At 72.2% G+C, this 19,314-nt stretch carries 14 protein-coding genes; 10 read left to right on the forward strand and 4 right to left on the reverse strand.

What is annotated here, in order from left to right; all coding sequences use genetic code 11:
- Positions 1–41 precede the first annotated feature (41 nt).
- The 5 genes from ABZO31_RS25075 (at position 42) to ABZO31_RS25095 (ending at position 8,611) form a co-directional block, all read left to right on the forward strand.
- Positions 42–1,469, forward strand: a complete 1,428-nt coding sequence (locus ABZO31_RS25075; RefSeq protein WP_406863524.1) for a diaminobutyrate--2-oxoglutarate transaminase family protein — start codon at positions 42–44, stop codon at positions 1,467–1,469.
- A 446-nt stretch (positions 1,470–1,915) separates the two neighbouring features.
- Positions 1,916–3,814: an IucA/IucC family protein gene (locus ABZO31_RS25080; protein ID WP_406863525.1), complete on the forward strand. Its 1,899-nt coding sequence runs from the start codon at positions 1,916–1,918 to the stop codon at positions 3,812–3,814.
- A 38-nt stretch (positions 3,815–3,852) separates the two neighbouring features.
- A complete protein-coding gene (locus tag ABZO31_RS25085; RefSeq protein WP_406863526.1) occupies positions 3,853–4,662 on the forward strand; it encodes a GNAT family N-acetyltransferase in 810 nt (269 codons plus the stop codon).
- A 61-nt stretch (positions 4,663–4,723) separates the two neighbouring features.
- Positions 4,724–6,538, forward strand: a complete 1,815-nt coding sequence (locus tag ABZO31_RS25090) for an IucA/IucC family protein (protein ID WP_406863527.1) — start codon at positions 4,724–4,726, stop codon at positions 6,536–6,538.
- A 75-nt stretch (positions 6,539–6,613) separates the two neighbouring features.
- A complete protein-coding gene (locus tag ABZO31_RS25095; protein ID WP_406863528.1) occupies positions 6,614–8,611 on the forward strand; it encodes an ATP-dependent DNA helicase in 1,998 nt (665 codons plus the stop codon).
- Between the two features lie 101 nt (positions 8,612–8,712).
- Here the strand turns inward: ABZO31_RS25095 and lexA are convergent, their stop codons facing one another.
- Positions 8,713–9,507 (reverse strand): transcriptional repressor LexA, encoded by a 795-nt coding sequence (gene lexA / locus ABZO31_RS25100; RefSeq protein ID WP_406863529.1) that lies wholly within the window; start codon positions 9,505–9,507, stop codon positions 8,713–8,715.
- A gap of 549 nt (positions 9,508–10,056) precedes the next feature.
- Here lexA and nrdR point away from each other — a divergent pair.
- Together nrdR and ABZO31_RS25110 are read left to right on the forward strand one after the other, a co-directional pair.
- Positions 10,057–10,566, forward strand: coding sequence for a transcriptional regulator NrdR (gene nrdR / locus ABZO31_RS25105; protein ID WP_406863530.1), 510 nt, complete (start codon positions 10,057–10,059; stop codon positions 10,564–10,566).
- Between the two features lie 182 nt (positions 10,567–10,748).
- Positions 10,749–13,637, forward strand: coding sequence for a vitamin B12-dependent ribonucleotide reductase (locus tag ABZO31_RS25110; protein WP_406863531.1), 2,889 nt, complete (start codon positions 10,749–10,751; stop codon positions 13,635–13,637).
- A 305-nt stretch (positions 13,638–13,942) separates the two neighbouring features.
- On the opposite strand, the gene ABZO31_RS25115 is transcribed toward ABZO31_RS25110, so the two are convergent.
- Together ABZO31_RS25115 and ABZO31_RS25120 are read right to left on the reverse strand one after the other, a co-directional pair.
- A complete protein-coding gene (locus ABZO31_RS25115) occupies positions 13,943–14,473 on the reverse strand; it encodes a TerD family protein (protein WP_406863532.1) in 531 nt (176 codons plus the stop codon).
- 71 nt (positions 14,474–14,544) lie between these two features.
- On the reverse strand, positions 14,545–15,513 hold the full coding sequence (locus ABZO31_RS25120) for a DUF1152 domain-containing protein (RefSeq protein ID WP_406863533.1): 969 nt from the start codon (positions 15,511–15,513) through the stop codon (positions 14,545–14,547).
- 100 nt (positions 15,514–15,613) lie between these two features.
- On the opposite strand from ABZO31_RS25120, the gene ABZO31_RS25125 reads away from it, so the two are divergent.
- Positions 15,614–16,219, forward strand: coding sequence for a YdbC family protein (locus tag ABZO31_RS25125; protein WP_406863534.1), 606 nt, complete (start codon positions 15,614–15,616; stop codon positions 16,217–16,219).
- Here the strand turns inward: ABZO31_RS25125 and ABZO31_RS25130 are convergent, their stop codons facing one another.
- Positions 16,220–16,903 carry a TetR/AcrR family transcriptional regulator gene (locus tag ABZO31_RS25130; protein ID WP_406863535.1) on the reverse strand — a complete coding sequence of 228 codons (684 nt, stop codon included), beginning with the start codon at positions 16,901–16,903 and terminating at the stop codon, positions 16,220–16,222.
- 96 nt (positions 16,904–16,999) lie between these two features.
- Between ABZO31_RS25130 and abc-f the strand changes: the two genes are divergently transcribed.
- Both abc-f and ABZO31_RS25140 read left to right on the forward strand, forming a co-directional pair.
- Positions 17,000–18,613: a ribosomal protection-like ABC-F family protein gene (gene abc-f, locus ABZO31_RS25135; protein WP_406863536.1), complete on the forward strand. Its 1,614-nt coding sequence runs from the start codon at positions 17,000–17,002 to the stop codon at positions 18,611–18,613.
- A gap of 33 nt (positions 18,614–18,646) precedes the next feature.
- Entirely contained in the window at positions 18,647–19,306 is a 660-nt protein-coding gene (locus ABZO31_RS25140; RefSeq protein ID WP_406863537.1) for a histidine phosphatase family protein, read from the forward strand.
- The last annotated feature ends 8 nt before the right edge of the window (positions 19,307–19,314 follow it).

Below are 19,314 nucleotides of genomic sequence, written 5' to 3' on the forward strand. Positions count from 1 at the left end.
AGCGATGTGCACACAACTGTGACAGCGGAGGACACGACACCTTGGCCGTGACCGAACCAGCTCCGGCGGTACGTCCACACCCACGTGGGGGGATCGAGACGGCGCGGGGGGAGACGCGCGAGGGGTACGAGGGGATCCTGCGGCGCCAGTCGCTGCGGGAGTCCGCCGCCCGTACCTACGCGCGCTCCCTGCCCATCGTCCCGGTCCGCGCCCGGGGCCTCACCATCGAGGGCGCCGACGGGCGGCGGTACCTCGACTGCCTGTCCGGCGCGGGCACGCTCGCCCTCGGGCACAACCACCCCGTGGTCCTGGAGGCCATCAAGAAGGTCATCGACTCCGGGGCCCCGCTCCACGTCCTCGACCTCGCCACCCCCGTCAAGGACGCCTTCACCACGGAGCTGTTCGCCACCCTGCCCGGCCGGCTCGCCGACGACGCCCGCATCCAGTTCTGCGGACCGGCCGGCACCGACGCCGTCGAGGCCGCCCTCAAACTGGTCCGTACCGCCACCGGCCGCAGCGGCGTGCTCGCCTTCACCGGCGCGTACCACGGCATGACGGCCGGCGCCCTCGACGCCTCCGGCGGCGCCCCCGACGTACGCGTCACCCGGCTGCCGTACCCGCAGGACTTCCGCTGCCCGTTCGGCGTCGGCGGGGAGCGCGGGGCCGAACTCGGGGCGCGCTGGACCGAGAACCTCCTCGACGACCCCAAGAGCGGGGCGCGCACACCGGCCGCGATGATCCTCGAACCCGTCCAGGGCGAGGGCGGCGTGATCCCCGCGCCCGACGCCTGGATGCGCCGGATGCGGCAGATCACCGAGGAGCGCGGCATCCCGCTCATCGCCGACGAGGTGCAGACCGGCGTCGGCCGGACCGGCTCCTTCTGGGCCGTCGAGCACAGCGGCGTCGTCCCCGACGTCATGGTCCTGTCCAAGGCCATCGGCGGCTCCCTCCCGCTCGCCGTCGTGGTCTACAGGTCGGCGCTCGACGCCTGGGAGCCCGGCGCCCACGCCGGCACCTTCCGGGGCAACCAGCTCGCCATGGCGGCCGGGGCGGCCACCCTCGCGTACGTCCGGGAGAACCGTCTCGCCGAGCGGGCGGCCACCCTCGGCGCGCGGATGCTCGCCTGCCTCCAGGGCCTCGCCGCCACGCACCCGTGCATCGGCGACGTCCGCGGCCGGGGGCTGATGATCGGCGTCGAACTCGTCGACCCGGACGCGGAGATCACCGACGCGGCGGGTGCGGCCGTCCCGCCGCCCGCGCCCGCGCTGGCCGTCGCCGTCCAACGGGCCTGCCTCGACCGCGGGCTGATCGTCGAACTCGGCGGCCGGCACAGCGCCGTCGTCCGGCTGCTCCCCCCGCTCACCCTCACCGACGAACAGGCCGGAGCCGTCCTCGACCGCTTCGCCGACGCCCTGACCGCCGCCGAACGCAGCCTCGGGCACCGACGTGAGCCAGGACCAACCCCCTGAACGGCACGGCCCCGGGCTACGCGGATCCGGGCCCCGGTCGGGCCCGGTGCCGGACGGGCCCGACCCGCGGGCGACTCCGTGCCTGGAGGGGACGTGCGGCCGGTTCCCGCTGGAACGGTTGGCGGGGCCGGAGTTCTCGCCGGGTCCGGATCGATCCGGAGTTCCGCGCGGACCCGGTTCGATGCGGAACTCCCGTGGGACCTGGACCGATCCGACGGTCCCGTCGGACCCGGACCGATCCCACCTCCCGTCGGACCCGGACCGATCCCACGCTCCCGCCGGCCCCGTCCCGCCCCGGAACCCCACCGGACCCGGCCCGACCCGCAGCTCCCACCGGACCCGGCCCGATCCGTAACCCCCTTCGGCTCCCGTAACGACCCGGAACCCACACCGGCCCGAGCCGGAACCCCTCGCCCACCTCGGCCCCAGCCCAAGGAAGCAGCCCCGTGAACGCCAGTCCCGCTCCCGAAGCGTCCGACGCCCGTCCCCCCACGGCCGCCCGCGGCCCGCTCGCCGTCGACCTGGTCACCTTCCCGCGCCAGCAGTCCGGCCCGTCCGATCCCCAGCCCGCGACCGCGGTCTCCACCGTGGTCGAGCCCTCTGCGCAGCCCTCCGCCGTGCTCGGCGACGACCTGCTCGACCATCCCGACCCCGAGCGGGCCGCGGACGCCGCCGCCGTCGAGAACCTGCTCCGCTGCTGGGTCCGCGAGAAGGACCTGTCCGCCCCGGACGGCGACACCCTGCGCATCCCGCTCGACGCCAGCGGCTCCGCCCTTCTGGTCCCCGTCCGCTACTGGTCGCCCACCGGCTGGCACCGCTTCGGCCCGCCCGCCCTCGACGGCGCCCCGCGCAGCGCCCCGCCCGTCGACGCCGTCACCGTCGCCGCGCTCATCGGCCGGGAGAGCGGCCGCCCCGAGGGCACCGAACTCGTCGGCCGCGTCGCCGACTCCGTACGCCGCACCGCCGACTTCATCACCGAGCGGCGGCGCGACCCCGCACCGTCCCCGGCCGCGGACCACTTCCTCGCAGCCGAGCAGTCCCTGCTCCTCGGCCACCCCCTGCACCCCACCCCGAAGAGCCGCGAAGGACTCTCCGACGCCGAGGCCCGCCTGTACTCGCCCGAACTCCACGGCGCGTTCCCGCTGCACTGGATGGCCGTCGACCACACCGTCCTCGCCACCGACTCCGCCTGGACCGAGCAGGGCCGCCCGGTCTCCGCCGCCCGGCTCGCCACCGACTTCGCCGAGGGCCTGGACGTTCCCCCGGGCACCGTCCCACTGCCGCTGCACCCGTGGCAGGCCCGCGAGCTGCGGCACCGCCCCGCCGTCGCCGAACTCCTCGACGCCGGACTGCTCCACGACCTCGGCCCGCACGGCCGGCCCTGGCACCCCACCTCCTCCGTGCGCACCGTCCACCGCCCCGACGCCCGCGCCATGCTCAAGCTGTCGCTCGGCGTACGGATCACCAACTCCCGCCGGGAGAACCTCCGCAAGGAACTCCACCGCGGCGTCGAGGTCCACCGGCTGCTCCGCACCGGACTCGCCGAGCAGTGGCAGAACGCCAACCCCGGCTTCGACATCGTCCGCGACCCCGCCTGGCTCGCCGTCGACGGCACCGACGGCGAACCGATCCCCGGGTTCGACGTGATGATCCGCCACAACCCCTTCGGCCCCGGCGACGACGCCGTCTGCATCGCCGCTCTCACTGCCCCGCGCCCCTGGCCCGGCAGCACCCGTATGCGCTCCCGCCTCGCCGACCTGATCATCCGCCTCGCCGCGCGCACCGGCCGCCCCACCGGAGCCGTTGCCGCCGAGTGGTTCCTGCGCTACCTCGACCACGTCGTCCGCCCCGTGCTCTGGCTCGACGGCACCGCCGGCGTGGCCCTGGAGGCGCATCAGCAGAACACCCTCGTGATCCTCAGCCCCGAGGGCTGGCCCACCGGCGGCCGCTACCGCGACAACCAGGGCTACTACTTCCGCGAGTCGCACCGCGACGAGCTGGAGAAGCGGCTGCCCGGCATCGGCACCGTCAGCGACACCTTCGTCTCCGACCAGGTCACCGACGAACGCTTCGCGTACTACCTCGGCATCAACAACGTCCTCGGCCTGATCGGCGCGTTCGGTGCCCAGCGGCTCGCCGACGAGCGCGTCCTGCTCGCCGCCTTCCGCCAGTTCCTCGGCTCCGTCACCGGCCTCGGCTCGCCGCTGCCGCACCGCCTCCTGGAGGCCGCCACCCTGCGCTGCAAGGCCAACCTGCTCACCCGGCTGCACGGCCTCGACGAGCTCGTCGGCCCCGTCGACACCCAGTCCGTCTACGTCACCGTCGCCAACCCGCTCCGTTCCTGATCCCCGCCTTCTGTCCCACCGCCTAGAGGAGAGCGCCCATGCCTCCCACCGACACCGGAGCTCCGCCCTCCCCGCCGTCCCACGCGGGCGAGGACGACACCACCCTGGAGCTCCGGCTCCCCGCGGACTTCCTCGCGCTGCTCGCCGACGCCGGGCACGGCCTGCCCGAGGCCGACGCCGAGCACAGCCCGCCGGAAACCGACGCGGAGCACGGCCCGCCCGAGACCCACACCGAGCACGGCCCGCCCGAGATCGAGCACGGCCCGCCCGACGCCGACGACCTGCTCGACTCGGTCGCCGCCTGGGGCCCGGCGCAGACCCCCGCGGGCTCCTTCCGGCTCGTGCCGGTACGGCTCGACCGCGACCTGAGGACCGTCGCCGGCTGGATGAACGACCCGGCCGTCGACGCCTTCTGGGCGCTTGCAGGACCCGAGTCCGTCACCGCCGACCACCTGCGGGCCCAACTGGACGGCGACGGCCGCAGCGTGCCCTGCCTCGGAGTCCTCGACGGCAGGCCCATGAGCTACTTCGAGATCTATCGCGCGGACCTCGACCCGCTGGCCCGCCACTACCCGGCCCGGCCGCACGACACCGGCGTCCACCTCCTCATCGGAGGTGCGACGGACCGGGGGCGCGGCCTCGGCACCGTCCTGCTGCGCGCCGTCGCCGACCTCGTCCTCGACCACCGGCCGCGCTGCGGCCGGGTCGTGGCCGAACCCGACATCCGTAACAAGCCCTCCGTCTCCGCCTTCCTGAGCGCCGGCTTCCGCCTCGCCGGGGAACTGGAGCTCCCCGACAAGCGCGCCGCGCTCCTGGTCCGCGACCGCACCCCGCGACACGTGCTGTGAACAACTCTCCGACGTGCTTACACCGCCCTGACCACAGCGGTTCATACCTTGAGGAGTCCCCGTGCCGACGTCCCCTGCCACCCACGACTCCGCACCACTGCCCGCACCCGCGCCCCTGTCCGCGCCGCTGCTCATGCCCACCGAGCTGAACCCGGCGGCCTGGACGCGGGCCGCCGCCCGGCTCCTGGCCAAGATGATCGGCGAGTTCGCCTACGAGGAGATCCTGGAGCCGCGGCCGCGCGGTTCGGGCACGTACACCCTCCGCCTCGACGACGACTCCGAACTCGCCTTCGCCGCCCGCCGCGGCGCCTACGGCCACTGGCGCGTCGCCCCCGGGTCGGTGACCCGCGACGGACGGCCGCTGACCGACCCGCTCGACTTCCTCGTCCGGGCCCGCCAGGCCCTCGGACTGGACGGGGCCACCCTCGGCCACCTGATCCGCGAGCTCACCACCACCCTCGCCGCCGACGCCCGCCTCGACCACACCGCCCTCGACGCCGTCCGGCTCGCCGACCTCGACTACGCCGCGCTCGAGGGCCACCAGACCGGCCACCCGTGGATCGTCGTCAACAAGGGCCGCATCGGCTTCTCCGGCGCCGACGCCGCCCGATGGACCCCCGAGGCCCGGCAGCCGAGCCGGCTGCCCTGGATCGCGGTCGCCCGCTCCCTCGCCAAGTACCGCGGCACCGCAGCCCTGGCCACGCCCGACCGGCTCTACGAGCAGGAGCTGGACCCGGCCGTCCGCGAGCGTTTCGACGCCGTCCTGCGCGGGCGCGGCCTCGACCCGGCGGAGTACCTCCTGCTGCCCGTGCACCCCTGGCAGTGGGACGAGATCCTGCTGCCGCTGTTCGCCCCCGCGATCGCGGACGGCTCGATCGTGCCGCTGCCCGCCGACGACGACCTCCGCGTCCCGCAGCAGTCCGTGCGCACCTTCCTCAACACCAGCCGGCCCGACCGTCACACCGTGAAGCTCCCGCTCTCCGTGCTCAACACCCTCGTCTGGCGCGGACTGCCGACTGAGCGCACGCTCGCCGCCCCCGCCGTCACCGCCTGGGTCCACGCACTGCGCGACGCCGACCCGTACCTGCGCGACGAATGCGGGGTGATCCTGCTCGGCGAGGTCGCCTCGGTGACCGTCGAGCACCCGTTGTACGACCGGCTGCCGGAGGTCCCGTACCAGTACAAGGAGCTGCTCGGCGCGATCTGGCGCGAGCCGCTGCGGCTGCCGCCGGGCGAGCGGGCCCGTACGCTCGCCGCCCTGCTGCACACCGACCCGGACGGCCGGGCCTTCGTCGCAGAGCTGGTCGCCCGCTCCGGGCTCGACCCCCGGGCCTGGCTCCGGCACCTCTTCGCCGCGCTGCTCCCGCCGCTGCTGCACTTCCTCTACCGGTACGGCACGGTCTTCTCCCCGCACGGCGAGAACGCGATCGTGGTCTACGACGACCGGGACGTCCCCGTCCGCCTGGCGATCAAGGACTTCGTGGACGACGTGAACGTCAGCGCCCGGCCGCTGCCCGAGCACGACGCCATGCCGGACGACGTGCGCGCCGTACTCCTCACCGAGGAGCCGTCCTTCCTCACCCAGTTCATCCACTCCGGGCTCTTCGTCGGCGTCTTCCGCTACCTCGCCCCGCTCTGCGAGGACCAACTCGACGTCCCGGAGGGCGAATTCTGGGAGCTGGTACGCACCGAGATCCTGCGCCACCAGGCCCGCTTCCCCGAGCTGAAGGAGCGGTTCGAGCTCTTCGACCTGCTGACCCCGCGGATCGAGCGGCTCTGCCTCAACCGCAACCGGCTGCACCTCGACGGCTACCGGGACCGGCCCGAGCGCCCGCACGCGGCGGTGCACGGCACGGTCGCCAATCCGCTGGCCTGAACGGTTCGCGCGCCCGTTCGCACGAGCGGCGCGTGTGATCGGACTGTCGGTGCCGCCCCGTAGGCTGGACGGGCTATGACGAAGCCATCCCTCCCCGATCTCCTCCATGCCGCCGTCGCCGCCGTCGGCGGCGTGGAGCGGCCCGGCCAGGTCACCATGGCCGAAGCGGTCGCCGAAGCCATCGACGACAACTCCCACCTCCTCGTCCAGGCCGGCACCGGCACCGGAAAGTCCCTCGGCTATCTGGTGCCCGCGCTCGCGCAGGGGGAGCGGGTGGTGGTCGCCACGGCGACGCTGGCGCTCCAGCGCCAGCTGGTCGAGCGTGACCTGCCGCGGACGGTCGACGCGCTGCATCCGCAGCTGCGCCGCCGTCCGGAGTTCGCGATGCTCAAGGGGCGGTCGAACTATCTCTGCCTGCACCGCCTCCACGAGGGCGTCCCGCAGGACGAGGAGGAGGGCCTCTTCGACCCGTTCGAGGCCGCCGCGCCGACCAGCAAGCTGGGTCAGGACCTGCTGCGGCTTCGGGACTGGGCGGACGAGACGGAGACCGGCGACCGGGACGACCTGACGCCGGGCGTGTCCGACCGGGCCTGGGCGCAGGTGTCGGTGGCCTCCCGTGAGTGCCTGGGCGCGAGCAAGTGCGCGTACGGGGCGGAGTGCTTCGCCGAGGCGGCCCGGGAGCGCGCCAAACTCGCCGAGGTCGTGGTGACCAACCACGCGCTGCTGGCCATCGACGCCATCGAGGGCGCCCCGGTCCTGCCGCAGCACGAGGTACTGATCGTCGACGAGGCGCACGAGCTGGTGTCCCGGGTCACCGGCGTCGCCACCGGCGAGCTCACGCCGGGCCAGGTGAACCGGGCGGTCAAGCGGGCCGCGAAGCTGGTGGACGAGAAGATCGCGGACCAGCTGCAGACCGCCGCGGAGGGCTTCGAGCGGCTGATGGAGCTGGCCCTGCCGGGCCGTCTGGAGGAGATCCCGGAGGACCTGGGCTATGCGCTGATGGCGCTGCGCGATGCCTCCCGCAACGTGATCAGCGCGCTGGGCTCGACCCGCGACAAGTCCGTGCAGGACGAGGACGCGGTTCGCAAGCAGGCCCTGGCCTCGGTGGAGACCGTCCACGGCGTGGCCGAGCGGATCACGCAGGGCTCGGAGTACGACGTCGTCTGGTACGAGCGGCACGAGCCCCGCGGCGGAGCCGCCTATCGATACAGCGGGGCTTCGCTGCGGGTCGCGCCGCTCTCGGTCTCCGGGCTGCTGCGGGAGAAGCTCTTCGCGGACCGCTCGGTGGTGCTGACCTCGGCCACGCTCAAGCTGGGTGGGGACTTCAACGGGGTGGGGGCCTCGCTGGGGCTGGCGCCGGAGGGGACGCAGGGCGACGAGCTGCCGGTGTGGAAGGGCATCGACGTCGGCTCGCCGTTCGACTACCCGAAGCAGGGGATCATGTACGTCGCCAAGCACCTGGCCAAGCCGGCCCGGGACGGCGACCGCAAGGACATGCTGGACGAGCTGACGGAGCTGATCCAGGCGGCGGGCGGGCGGACGCTCGGGCTGTTCTCGTCGATGCGGGCGGCGCAGCTGGCGGCGGAGGAGCTGCGGACCCGGATCCCGGAGTTCCCGGTGCTGCTGCAGGGCGAGGACACGCTGGGCGAGCTGATCAAGAACTTCGCGGCGGATCCGCAGACGTGTCTGTTCGGGACGCTGTCGCTCTGGCAGGGCGTGGACGTGCCGGGGCCGAGCTGTCAGCTGGTCGTGATGGACAAGATCCCGTTCCCGCGGCCGGACGACCCGCTGATGAGCGCCCGGCAGAAGGCCGTGGAGGAGGCCGGCGGCAACGGCTTCATGGCGGTGGCGGCGACGCATGCGGCCCTGCTGATGGCGCAGGGCGCGGGCCGGCTCGTACGGGCGACGGGGGACCGCGGTGTGGTCGCCGTCCTGGATCCGCGCCTGGCCACGGCACGGTACGGCAGCTATCTGAAGGCCTCGATGCCGGACTTCTGGTACACGACGGACCGCAACCAGGTCCGCAGGTCGCTGGCGGCGATCGACGCGGCCTCGAAGGCGGCGGAGGCGTGAGGTCCCGCTGTGCCCGGGGAGCCTGACGGGCTCCCGGCACGGCAGGACCCCGGGACCGGCGCAGTGGATCCCGGGGTCCGGTCAGAGCCGGCGGGGTGGGGTCACACCCGCCGCAGCACCGCCACCACCTTGCCGAGGATGGTGGCCTCGTCGCCGGGGATCGGCTGGTACGCCGCGTTGTGCGGGAGCAGCCAGACATGGCCGTCCTCGCGCTTGAAGCGCTTCACGGTGGCCTCGCCGTCCAGCATGGCGGCGACGATGTCGCCGTTCTCCGCGACGGGCTGGCGGCGGACGGTGACCCAGTCGCCGTCGCAGATGGCGGCCTCGATCATGGAGTCGCCGACGACCTTCAGCACGAACAGCTCGCCGTCGCCGACGAGCTGGCGGGGGAGCGGGAAGACGTCCTCGACCGACTCCTCGGCGAGGATGGGGCCGCCGGCCGCGATCCGGCCGACCAGGGGGACGTACGAGGCGGCGGGCTTGCCGGTGGTGTCGGTCGGCTGGGTGCTCGGCTGGTCCGAGCCGCGGACCTCGTAGGCGCGCGGCCGGTGCGGGTCGCGGCGCAGGAAGCCCTTGCGCTCGAGCGCCATCAGCTGGTGGGCCACGGAGGAGGTGCTGGACAGACCCACCGCCTGGCCGATCTCGCGCATCGACGGCGGATAGCCCCGCCGCTGGACCGAGTCCCGGATGACTTCGATGACCCTGCGCTGCCGGTCCGTGAGGCCCGAGCTGTCAGCCCGGATGCCGGGAGGTCGTCCTGGCAGCGAGCGTGCGGGGCGCGAGGGTTCGAGCCCTTCCGGGTTCGTGGCTGCGTCGTTCATGGCATGCACCGGCTCGAGTCGGCTCTGGGAGCGGTCCTGGGCAGTGATGGTGGCACTGTCTGCGGTGGTGGTCACGTCGTCGGCCCCTCTCGAATGGTCTCCCTAGCTGGACAACGGTAGTGGCTTTCGAAAGGTTGCGCCAAACACACGTTCGAGTGAAAAAACGCGGATCACCTTACGTGTGTGGGTGACTGGGTGTATACGAGCCCCGTTCCCGGCGGCATTTCGGTCCATTACGGTACCGGCCCCGGCCGGCCCGGCAGGGGTGGGGTCGTTCCCCAGTGTGGCACCGGCGGGCCCCGGATCGGCGGACCCCGGGCTCCGGGGTCGCGTCGCGGCTGGGCCGTCCGTGGAGCCCGCTTTCCGGTCCGCCGGACCCGTCCCGTACGCTCTTCGGCGATCCCCGGTGTACCCGGCGCCCGCGGCGGCGCGCGACACGCGCATGCGCCGAAAAAACGGGTCCGACACCAGATCTAGTGGTTGGATGCTGACGGCCACCCAGAAGTTGTGGTCCCCGGTCCGCCGGGGGTGCGTGCATCGCCTATGCTGGTGGCTGCTTCGAAGGGCCTTGACCGGGCCTGGCGGGGCTATTCAGTCGTGCCGTGAGGGAGGGTCGGAAGTCTCATGCATTGCCCCTTCTGCAGGCACCCCGACAGCCGAGTCGTCGACAGTCGCACCACCGACGACGGGACGTCGATCCGCCGCCGCCGTCAGTGCCCCGACTGCTCCCGCCGTTTCACCACGGTGGAGACCGCGTCACTGATGGTGATCAAGCGGGCGGGCGTCACCGAGCCCTTCAGCCGTACCAAGGTCATCTCCGGCGTGCGCAAGGCGTGCCAGGGACGGCCCGTCACCGAGGACGCCCTCGCCCAGCTCGGCCAGCGGGTCGAGGAGGCGGTGCGCGCCACCGGCAGCGCCGAACTGACCACCCACGACGTGGGCCTGGCCATTCTCGGCCCCCTGCAGGAACTCGACCTCGTCGCGTACCTGCGCTTCGCTTCGGTGTACAAGGCTTTCGACAGCCTGGAGGACTTCGAGGCCGCCATCGCGGAACTCCGCGAGCGGCCCCCCGCTGAGGACTGCGGGACCGGCGCGACCCCCGAGGTCCCCGTTCCCGCCGTCGCCGCCGACTGATCCGGCGGCGCCGGACCCACGGGAGTCCGGCGAACCCCGGCCGCACGGCGGCCGGACACACAGACCAGCCACGGCCCCGCACGTGCGGGGTTCGCGGCAGCAGTACAGAACGCAGTACAGAAGATGGTGCCCTGGGATTATCTGGGCGCCGCAGGGTGTTTTGCCCGTATATGGGAGGCGGCATGACAGAGACGGCGAGCGGTCCGGCACGAGGTTCCCGAGCCAAGGGGGCCAAGGCGAACAAGGGCCTGCGTATCGAGCGCATCCACACCACCCCCGGCGTGCATCCGTACGACGAGGTGGTCTGGGAGCGTCGTGACGTCGTCATGACCAACTGGCGCGACGGCTCGGTGAACTTCGAGCAGCGTGGCGTCGAGTTCCCCGACTTCTGGTCGGTGAACGCGGTCAACATCGTCACCAGCAAGTACTTCCGCGGGGCCGTCGGCACCCCGCAGCGCGAGACCGGTCTCAAGCAGCTCATCGACCGGATCGTGAAGACGTACACGAAGGCCGGCGAGGACCACGGTTACTTCGCCTCGCCCGCCGACGCCGAGATCTTCGAGCACGAGCTGGCCTACGCCCTCCTGCACCAGATCTTCAGCTTCAACTCCCCGGTGTGGTTCAACGTCGGCACGCCGCAGCCCCAGCAGGTCTCCGCCTGCTTCATCCTGTCCGTCGACGACTCCATGGAGTCGATCCTCGACTGGTACAAGGAAGAGGGCATGATCTTCAAGGGCGGCTCCGGCGCCGGCCTGAACCTCTCCCGCATCCGCTCCTCCAAGGAGCTGCTCTCCTCCGGCGGCAACGCCTCCGGCCCGGTCTCCTTCATGCGCGGCGCCGACGCCTCCGCAGGAACGATCAAGTCGGGCGGCGCCACCCGCCGCGCGGCCAAGATGGTCATCCTCGACGTCGACCACCCGGACATCGAGGACTTCATCGAGACCAAGGTCAAGGAGGAGGAGAAGATCCGCGCCCTCCGTGACGCGGGCTTCGACATGGACCTGGGCGGCGACGACATCACGTCCGTCCAGTACCAGAACGCCAACAACTCGGTCCGCGTGAACGACGAGTTCATGAAGGCCGTCGAGTCCGGCGGGAAGTTCGGTCTGCGTGCCCGCATGACCGGCGAGGTCATCGAGGAGGTCGACGCCAAGTCGCTCTTCCGCAAGATGGCCGAGGCCGCGTGGGCCTGCGCCGACCCGGGCATCCAGTACGACGACACGATCAACCACTGGCACACCTGCCCCGAGTCCGGCCGGATCAACGGCTCGAACCCGTGCAGCGAGTACATGCACCTGGACAACACGTCCTGCAACCTCGCCTCGCTGAACCTCATGAAGTTCCTCAAGGACGACGGCAAGGGCAACCAGTCCTTCGACGTCGAGCGCTTCGCCAAGGTCGTCGAGCTCGTCATCACCGCGATGGACATCTCCATCTGCTTCGCCGACTTCCCGACCCAGAAGATCGGCGAGAACACCCGCGCCTTCCGCCAGCTCGGCATCGGCTACGCCAACCTCGGCGCCCTGCTGATGGCGACCGGCCACGCCTACGACTCCGACGGCGGCCGCGCCCTCGCCGGCGCCATCACCTCGCTGATGACCGGCACCTCGTACAAGCGCTCCGCCGAGCTCGCCGCGGTCGTCGGCGCGTACGACGGCTACGCCCGCAACGCCGAGCCGCACCAGCGCGTCATGAAGCAGCACGCGGACGCCAACACCACGGCCGTCCGCATGGACGACCTGGACACCCCGATCTGGGCCGCCGCCACGGAGGCCTGGCAGGACGTGATCCGCCTCGGCGCCAAGAACGGCTTCCGCAACGCCCAGGCGTCCGTCATCGCCCCGACCGGCACCATCGGTCTCGCGATGTCCTGCGACACCACCGGCCTCGAGCCCGACCTCGCCCTGGTCAAGTTCAAGAAGCTGGTCGGCGGCGGCTCGATGCAGATCGTCAACGGCACCGTCCCGCAGGCCCTGCGCCGCCTGGGCTACCAGGAGGAGCAGATCGAGGCGGTCGTCGCGCACATCGCCGAGCACGGCAACGTGATCGACGCCCCCGGCCTGAAGACCGAGCACTACGAGGTCTTCGACTGCGCCATGGGCGAGCGCTCCATCTCCGCGATGGGCCACGTCCGCATGATGGCCGCGATCCAGCCGTGGATCTCCGGCGCCCTGTCCAAGACCGTGAACCTGCCGGAGACGGCCACGGTCGAGGACGTCGAGGAGGTCTACTTCGAGGCGTGGAAGATGGGCGTCAAGGCGCTCGCCATCTACCGCGACAACTGCAAGGTCGGCCAGCCGCTCTCCGCCAAGAAGAAGGAGGACGAGAAGGCCGAGGTCACCGCGAAGTCCGAGGCGACGATCCGCGAGGCCGTCGAGAAGGTCGTCGAGTACCGCCCGGTCCGCAAGCGCCTGCCGAAGGGCCGTCCGGGGATCACCACCTCCTTCACCGTCGGTGGCGCCGAGGGCTACATGACCGCCAACTCCTACCCGGACGACGGTCTCGGCGAGGTCTTCCTGAAGATGTCGAAGCAGGGCTCCACCCTCGCGGGCATGATGGACGCCTTCTCCATCGCCGTCTCGGTCGGCCTTCAGTACGGCGTTCCGCTCGAAACGTACGTCTCGAAGTTCACCAACATGCGCTTCGAGCCGGCCGGTATGACGGACGACCCGGACGTGCGGATGGCGCAGTCGATCGTCGACTACATCTTCCGCCGCCTGGCGCTGGACTTCCTGCCCTTCGAGACCCGCTCGGCGCTCGGCATCCACTCCGCCGAGGAGCGCCAGCGCCACCTGGAGACGGGCTCCTACGAGCCCGCCGACGACGAGGTCGACGTCGAGGGCCTGGCCCAGTCGGCCCCCCGCGCCCAGGAGCTGAAGGCCGTCGCCGCCCCGGTGGCCAAGGTCGAGGCTCCGGCCCCGAAGCAGGCGCACACCTCCGCGGAGCTCGTCGAGATGCAGCTCGGCATCAGCGCGGACGCCCCGCTCTGCTTCTCCTGCGGCACCAAGATGCAGCGCGCCGGCTCCTGCTACATCTGCGAGGGCTGCGGCTCGACCAGCGGCTGCAGCTGATCCAGGGCGTAGCCCCGGGGTGAGAATCCCGGCCAAGGGCGGTGGCACCGGTATCCGGCGCCACCGCCCTTGGCGTACCCGGGTCATCTCGGGCGCGCGGGCGCGGGCGGGTCTGGCGGCCGGTGACGAGCGGATGGAATGGGTCGCCGGCCACGTGGCGCCGGGACTCGGACTGTGGGCCTTCGCAGGCGCGTGAAGGAGCGAGTGCAGGAGTGAGTGAAGGAGCGGGCCCGGTGCATGTGTCGCACCGGGCCCGCTCCTTCTGTCACGTTGCTGTGCGGCGTCTCTCTGCCGCTGCCGCGGGGCTAAACCTGCTGCGCGCCCATGCGCGCCGCGAACTCCTGCGGGTCGGCGTCGAAGCCACGGGGGACGGGCTGGTACTCCCAGCCGTCCGCGCCGTCCCGGGTGAACTCCACGACCGTCGCCGCCGTCGCGTCCGCGAAGGCGGAGAAGTCGTCCGTCAGCAGCTCCACATGGCCCTCGCGGACCCGGACCCCCGTGTTGGCGACGTCCCCGAAGGTCCGCCGGCCACCGCCCTGCTGTATCGCGACGCCCACGACGACCCGCCCGTACATGGGGGCGAGCCGCTCCAGCTCCACGGTCATCGCCTCGTCGTAGCCGAAGCCCTGCCCCGTACGGCTGTCCCGGTTCAGGGTGATCGTGCCGTCGGGGGACCGGCTGCCGAAGTGCACCAGATAGACCGGGGCCCCGTACGGGTCCTCGGCCTTGTACACCCCGGCGATGATGTCCAGGTCGTGCTCCGGAGCGCCGATCGGACTGGGGTCCCACTTGAGCGTCACCTCGACCTTGCCGACCCCCTTGTTGAGACCGCCCACCGTCATTCCCCTCTCTCGATGCGAGCAACTGCCCGTAGTCGCGGGCAGGTTGTTCATCGTGTCATGCCGGATCAATGGGGATAGCGGACGGGCGGCCGCTGCACGATCTCGTCCCGGAACTCCGCGATGGCACTGGCCACCTGGCGCATCAGATGCGTGTGCTCGATGCGGTCCAGGTACAGGCAGCGCGCCGCGACCCCGCTCAGTTCGAAGGCGAAGTACAGGGACATCAGGGGGTTCACGAACAGTTCGCTGCCCTGGGTGCGCTCGGTGAACTGGACGTTCCCGAAGGACCCTTCGACCGCCGCGGCGATCGAGCCGCTCACGATGCTGGGGTACTCCGGCTCCTTGTGCCGGGCGTGTGCGACCGCGTCCAGGTAGAGCGCGCCCTCCCGGGTGGCGCGCGGGACCGAGAACGCGCCCAGGTACGCCCCTTCGCGCTCCAGGGCCGCGATGTTCTCGAGCACCAGGCCGTGGCTGACGCCGTGGTACGCGTCCACACCGAAGCCGATCGAGACCAGCAGCCGCTCTGTCACGCCGGGGACGTCGTCGAGGCCGGCGAGCGCCGCCACGCTGGTCAGGTCCTCCTCCGGCGTCCCGAGCCCCGATTCGTCCCCGCGCATCAGGATGTCCGTCCCGCCGTCGACGAGGACGACGGCGTCGATCTCGTACTGCTCGATCAGCGCCCGGTACGCGGCGCGCAGCGGCTGTACTCCGACCCGGTCGAAGGCGTGGACCGTGCTCGGGTAGCCGTGCAGCTTCAGCCACTGGGCGAGGCTGCGTTCGGGGAAGTACTGCTGGTGGGGCGCGGTTTCGGGCGTGATCACCGCGACGTCGGGCGCGAGCCACCCGTCCTCCGGCAGCCCCCCGAGCGAGCTGAAGGTGAGGTTGGCGAGCTGCACCTCCTTGCCCTGGTGGAGCAGGGACAGGGCGATCGGCAGCCCCGCGTAGATGTCGTAGCCCCCGCCCGCGCCCGTGACCAGGACGCGACGGGCCGAACCGAGGCGGGAGAACAGGGGATTGGTGTGCAGTGCCGTCATACGGATCATTGTGCGAGACCGCGGGGGTGCACGGGACGGTCACGGGTGATCGCTCCGAAGACCCCTGACGGGGCGTGGTCCTGAGCCGTACCATGGCGCGGTGCTGGTCAAGTGGATTCGCTGCACCGTGGTGGACCGTCGGGGGTTCGAGCGGGGGCAGCGGAAGTGGGCGGGGCTGCTGGGGGAGCCGGGGTTCCGGGGGCAGGGCGGAGGCTGGAGCCGACGACGGCCCGATGTCGCCCATGTGTTCTCGTTCTGGGAGAGCAGGGCGTTCTACGACTCCTTCATGGCGCGGGCCCACGACCGGCTCGCCGCCTCGCAGGCCGGCAGTTTCAAGGACGCCCAGGTCAAGCTGTTCGACCACCGCTTCGACGTGAAGACGGGGTTCGAACCGCGCTTCGCCGACGCGGACGTGGCTCGGGTGGCGCACTGCCGGGTGCACGAGGAGCGCGTCGAGCACTTCGCGCTGATGCAGGAGAAGGTGTGGAACCCGGCCATGGCCGGCTCGCCGGGGATGCTGCGCGGGCTGTTCGGTGAGGCGCCCGGGCACGAGTTCCTGGTCCTGTCGCTGTGGCACTCCGCGGCGGAGCACGGCAAGTACCGCACGGAGCGCGTCGAACGGCTCGGTCTGCGCGCGCAGACCGAGGCCGACGTCGCGGCCATGGCGGGTGACGTGGTGCAGCTCGAGTCCGCCTGGACGGTGTGATCAGCCGGCGGCCGCACCTCTCTGCGTGAGGAACGCGCCCGCCTCGACCGCCGCCAGGGCCGCCGCAGCGGCCTGGTCCGCCTGCGCGGTGCCGACCGGCTCGCGGGTGACGAACAGGCGCAGGAACAGCGGTGCGGAGACGGCGCGGACGACGGCGCCGGCGTCGGTGCCCGGCGGGGCCTCGCCGCGCTCCACGGCCCGCTCGACGACCGGTTCGCAGCGGCGGAAGCGCTCCGCGTAGAAGGCGTGCAACGCCTCCGCGGCGCGTGGTGACTGGAACGCGGCACCGACGAACGCGGTGGGCGCCGCGGCGGCGGCCGGGTCGGCGAACCCGTCGCTCACTTCGCGCGCGAGTGCGCGCAGATCGCCGGCCAGGCCGCCGGTGTCCGGCGGCGTCCAGTCGTCCTCGCCGGCCAGGTCGAGGGCGTCGGCGACCATCCCTTCGAGGCTGCCCCAGCGCCGGTAGAGGGTCGTCTTGTGGACGCCGGAGTGCTCCGCCACGTACTCGACGGTGAGGTCCGGATAGCCGTGCTCGGCCAGGCCGGTGAGGACCGCGTCGCGGACTGCGGCCCGGGTGCGGGCGGTGCGGCCGCCTGGGCGTCTGCTGCCCGGTGCGGGGGGCGCAGGGGTCGCGTGGGTCGCTGGGTCCGCAGAGGTCGTCGGGCGCTCGCTCGGCTCGTTCAATTGCTACTCCCGTTGCGTTAGTGAGTCGAGTGTGCCACACTTCTCGTAACGCGACGATAGTTGCATTAAATCTGTCGACTGCACTTCGGAGGCGCCTTGCCCACTCAGATCTCGCTCCACGACGTGACCGTGTCCCGCGGGGACCGCCTCCTGCTCGACCGGATCTCGCTCACCGTGCGCCCGGGTGACCGGATCGGGATCGTGGGGGAGAACGGCGCGGGCAAGTCCACCCTGCTGCGGATCCTCGCCGGCCTCGACGCGCCCGACGAGGGAGACGTGGTCACGCTGACGGACGGCGGCTCGGGCCTGCTGGCGCAGACCCCGCAGCTTCCCGCGGACCGCACGGTCTCCGACGCGATCGACGCGGCCCTGCACGAACTGCGCACCGTCGAAAGGAGAATGCGCGACCTCGAAGCGCGGCTCGGCTCGGCGGACGACGACGGCACGCTGGACGAGTACGGCGCCCTGCTCACCGCCTACGAACTGCGCGGCGGGTACGAGGCGGACGCCAGGGTAGACAAGGCCCTGCACGGCCTCGGCCTCGCCCGCATCGGCCGGGACCGGACACTCGGCAGCCTCTCGGGCGGCGAACAGGCCCGGCTCGGCCTCGCCTGCACCCTCGCCGCCGCCCCCGAGGTGCTGCTGCTCGACGAACCCACCAACCACCTCGATCAGAGCGGCCTGGACTGGCTGGAGGGCACCCTGCGCGCTCACCGGGGCACGGTCGTGGCGGTCTCCCACGACCGGGTCTTCCTGGAGCGGGTCGCCACCGCGATCGTCGAGGTCGACGCCGACCGCCGCACCGTCGTCCGGTACGGGGACGGGTACGCCGGCTATCGCGCCGAGCGGACGGCGGCGCGCCGCAGATGGGAGCAGGCGTACGCGGAGTGGTGCGCCGAGACCGCGCGCTTGGAGGAGTACGCCACGACCACCGCCCACGGCGTGGCCGTCGGCCGGGGGCCCAAGGACAACAACAAGATGGCCTACGACCGCGCCGCCGGCCGGGTCCAGGCATCCGTCTCGGGCCGGGTCCGCAACGCGCAGGAACGGCTGCGCCGGCTCCAGGAGGAGCCCGTCCCGCGGCCGCCCCGGCCACTGACCTTCGCGGCCCGGCCCACCGCCGGGTCGGCGCAGGGCGAGCTGGTGTCCCTGGCGGGAGTGCGGGTCGGCGGGCGGCTCGCGGTCGACGAGCTGACGATCCGCGCGGGCGAGAAACTGCTGATCCACGGCGGCAACGGGGCGGGGAAGTCCACCCTGCTCTCGGTCCTCGCCGGGCTGCGCACCCCGGACGAGGGAGAGGTCCGGCGACGCGGCCGGATCGGCCACCTCGCCCAGGAGATACCCGTCGACCGCCCGGCGGAGCCGGTCCTCGCCGCCTTCCGTCGCGGACTCGCGCTCACCGAGGAGGAGGGCGAGGAACTGCTGCTGTCGTACGGTCTGCTCCGCCCCGCCGACCTGCACGTCCCCGTCGGCTCGCTCTCCGCCGGCCAGCGCCGCCGGCTCGCCTTGGCGCGGCTGCTCGCCAGGCCCGCCGACCTGCTGCTGCTCGACGAGCCCGCCAACCACCTCGCCCTCGGCCTCGTCGAGGAGCTCGAACAGGCCCTGGAGCACTGGACCGGCGCCCTGGTCGTCGTCTCGCACGACCGCCGGCTGCGCGAGCGGTTCGGCGGCCGCATACGCCGGATGGACTCCGGCCGCCTGGCCGAATGAGCCCGGCCCTTGCGGTCCAACTAGGGTCGGGGCATGTCACGACCGCGGCGCATCGTCCTCGTACGGCACGGAGAGTCCGTGGGGAACGTCGACGACACGGTGTACGAACGCGAGCCCGACCATGCGCTCGCCCTCACCGGGACCGGGCTGCGCCAGGCGGAGCGGACCGGTGAGCGGCTGCGGGCGCTCTTCGGCGAGGAACGGGTCAGCGTCTACGTCTCGCCGTACCGCCGCACCCACGACACCCTCCGGGCGTTCCGGCTCGACCCCGAGCGCATACGGGTGCGGGAGGAGCCGCGACTGCGCGAGCAGGACTGGGGCAACTGGCAGGAGCGGGAGGACGTGCGGCTGCAGAAGGCGTACCGCGACGCGTACGGGCACTTCTTCTACCGGTTCGCCCAGGGGGAGTCGGGGGCCGATGTGTACGACCGGGTCGGGGCGTTCCTGGAGAGCCTCCACCGCAGCTTCGAGGCGCCGGACCATCCGCCGAACGTCCTCCTGGTCACGCACGGGCTCACCATGCGGCTGTTCTGCATGCGCTGGTTCCACTGGACGGTCGCCGAGTTCGAATCGCTGTCCAACCCGGGCAACGGGGAGACCCGGGCGCTGCTGCTCGGGGAGGACGGGCGGTACACCCTGGACCGGCCGTTCGAGCGCTGGCGGACACCGGAACCGTACGGCGGCACCGGATAGAGTGAGGG

Origin of the sequence: Streptomyces solicamelliae, from assembly GCF_045348655.1 — a bacterium.
GTDB classification, from domain to species: domain Bacteria; phylum Actinomycetota; class Actinomycetes; order Streptomycetales; family Streptomycetaceae; genus Streptomyces; species Streptomyces solicamelliae.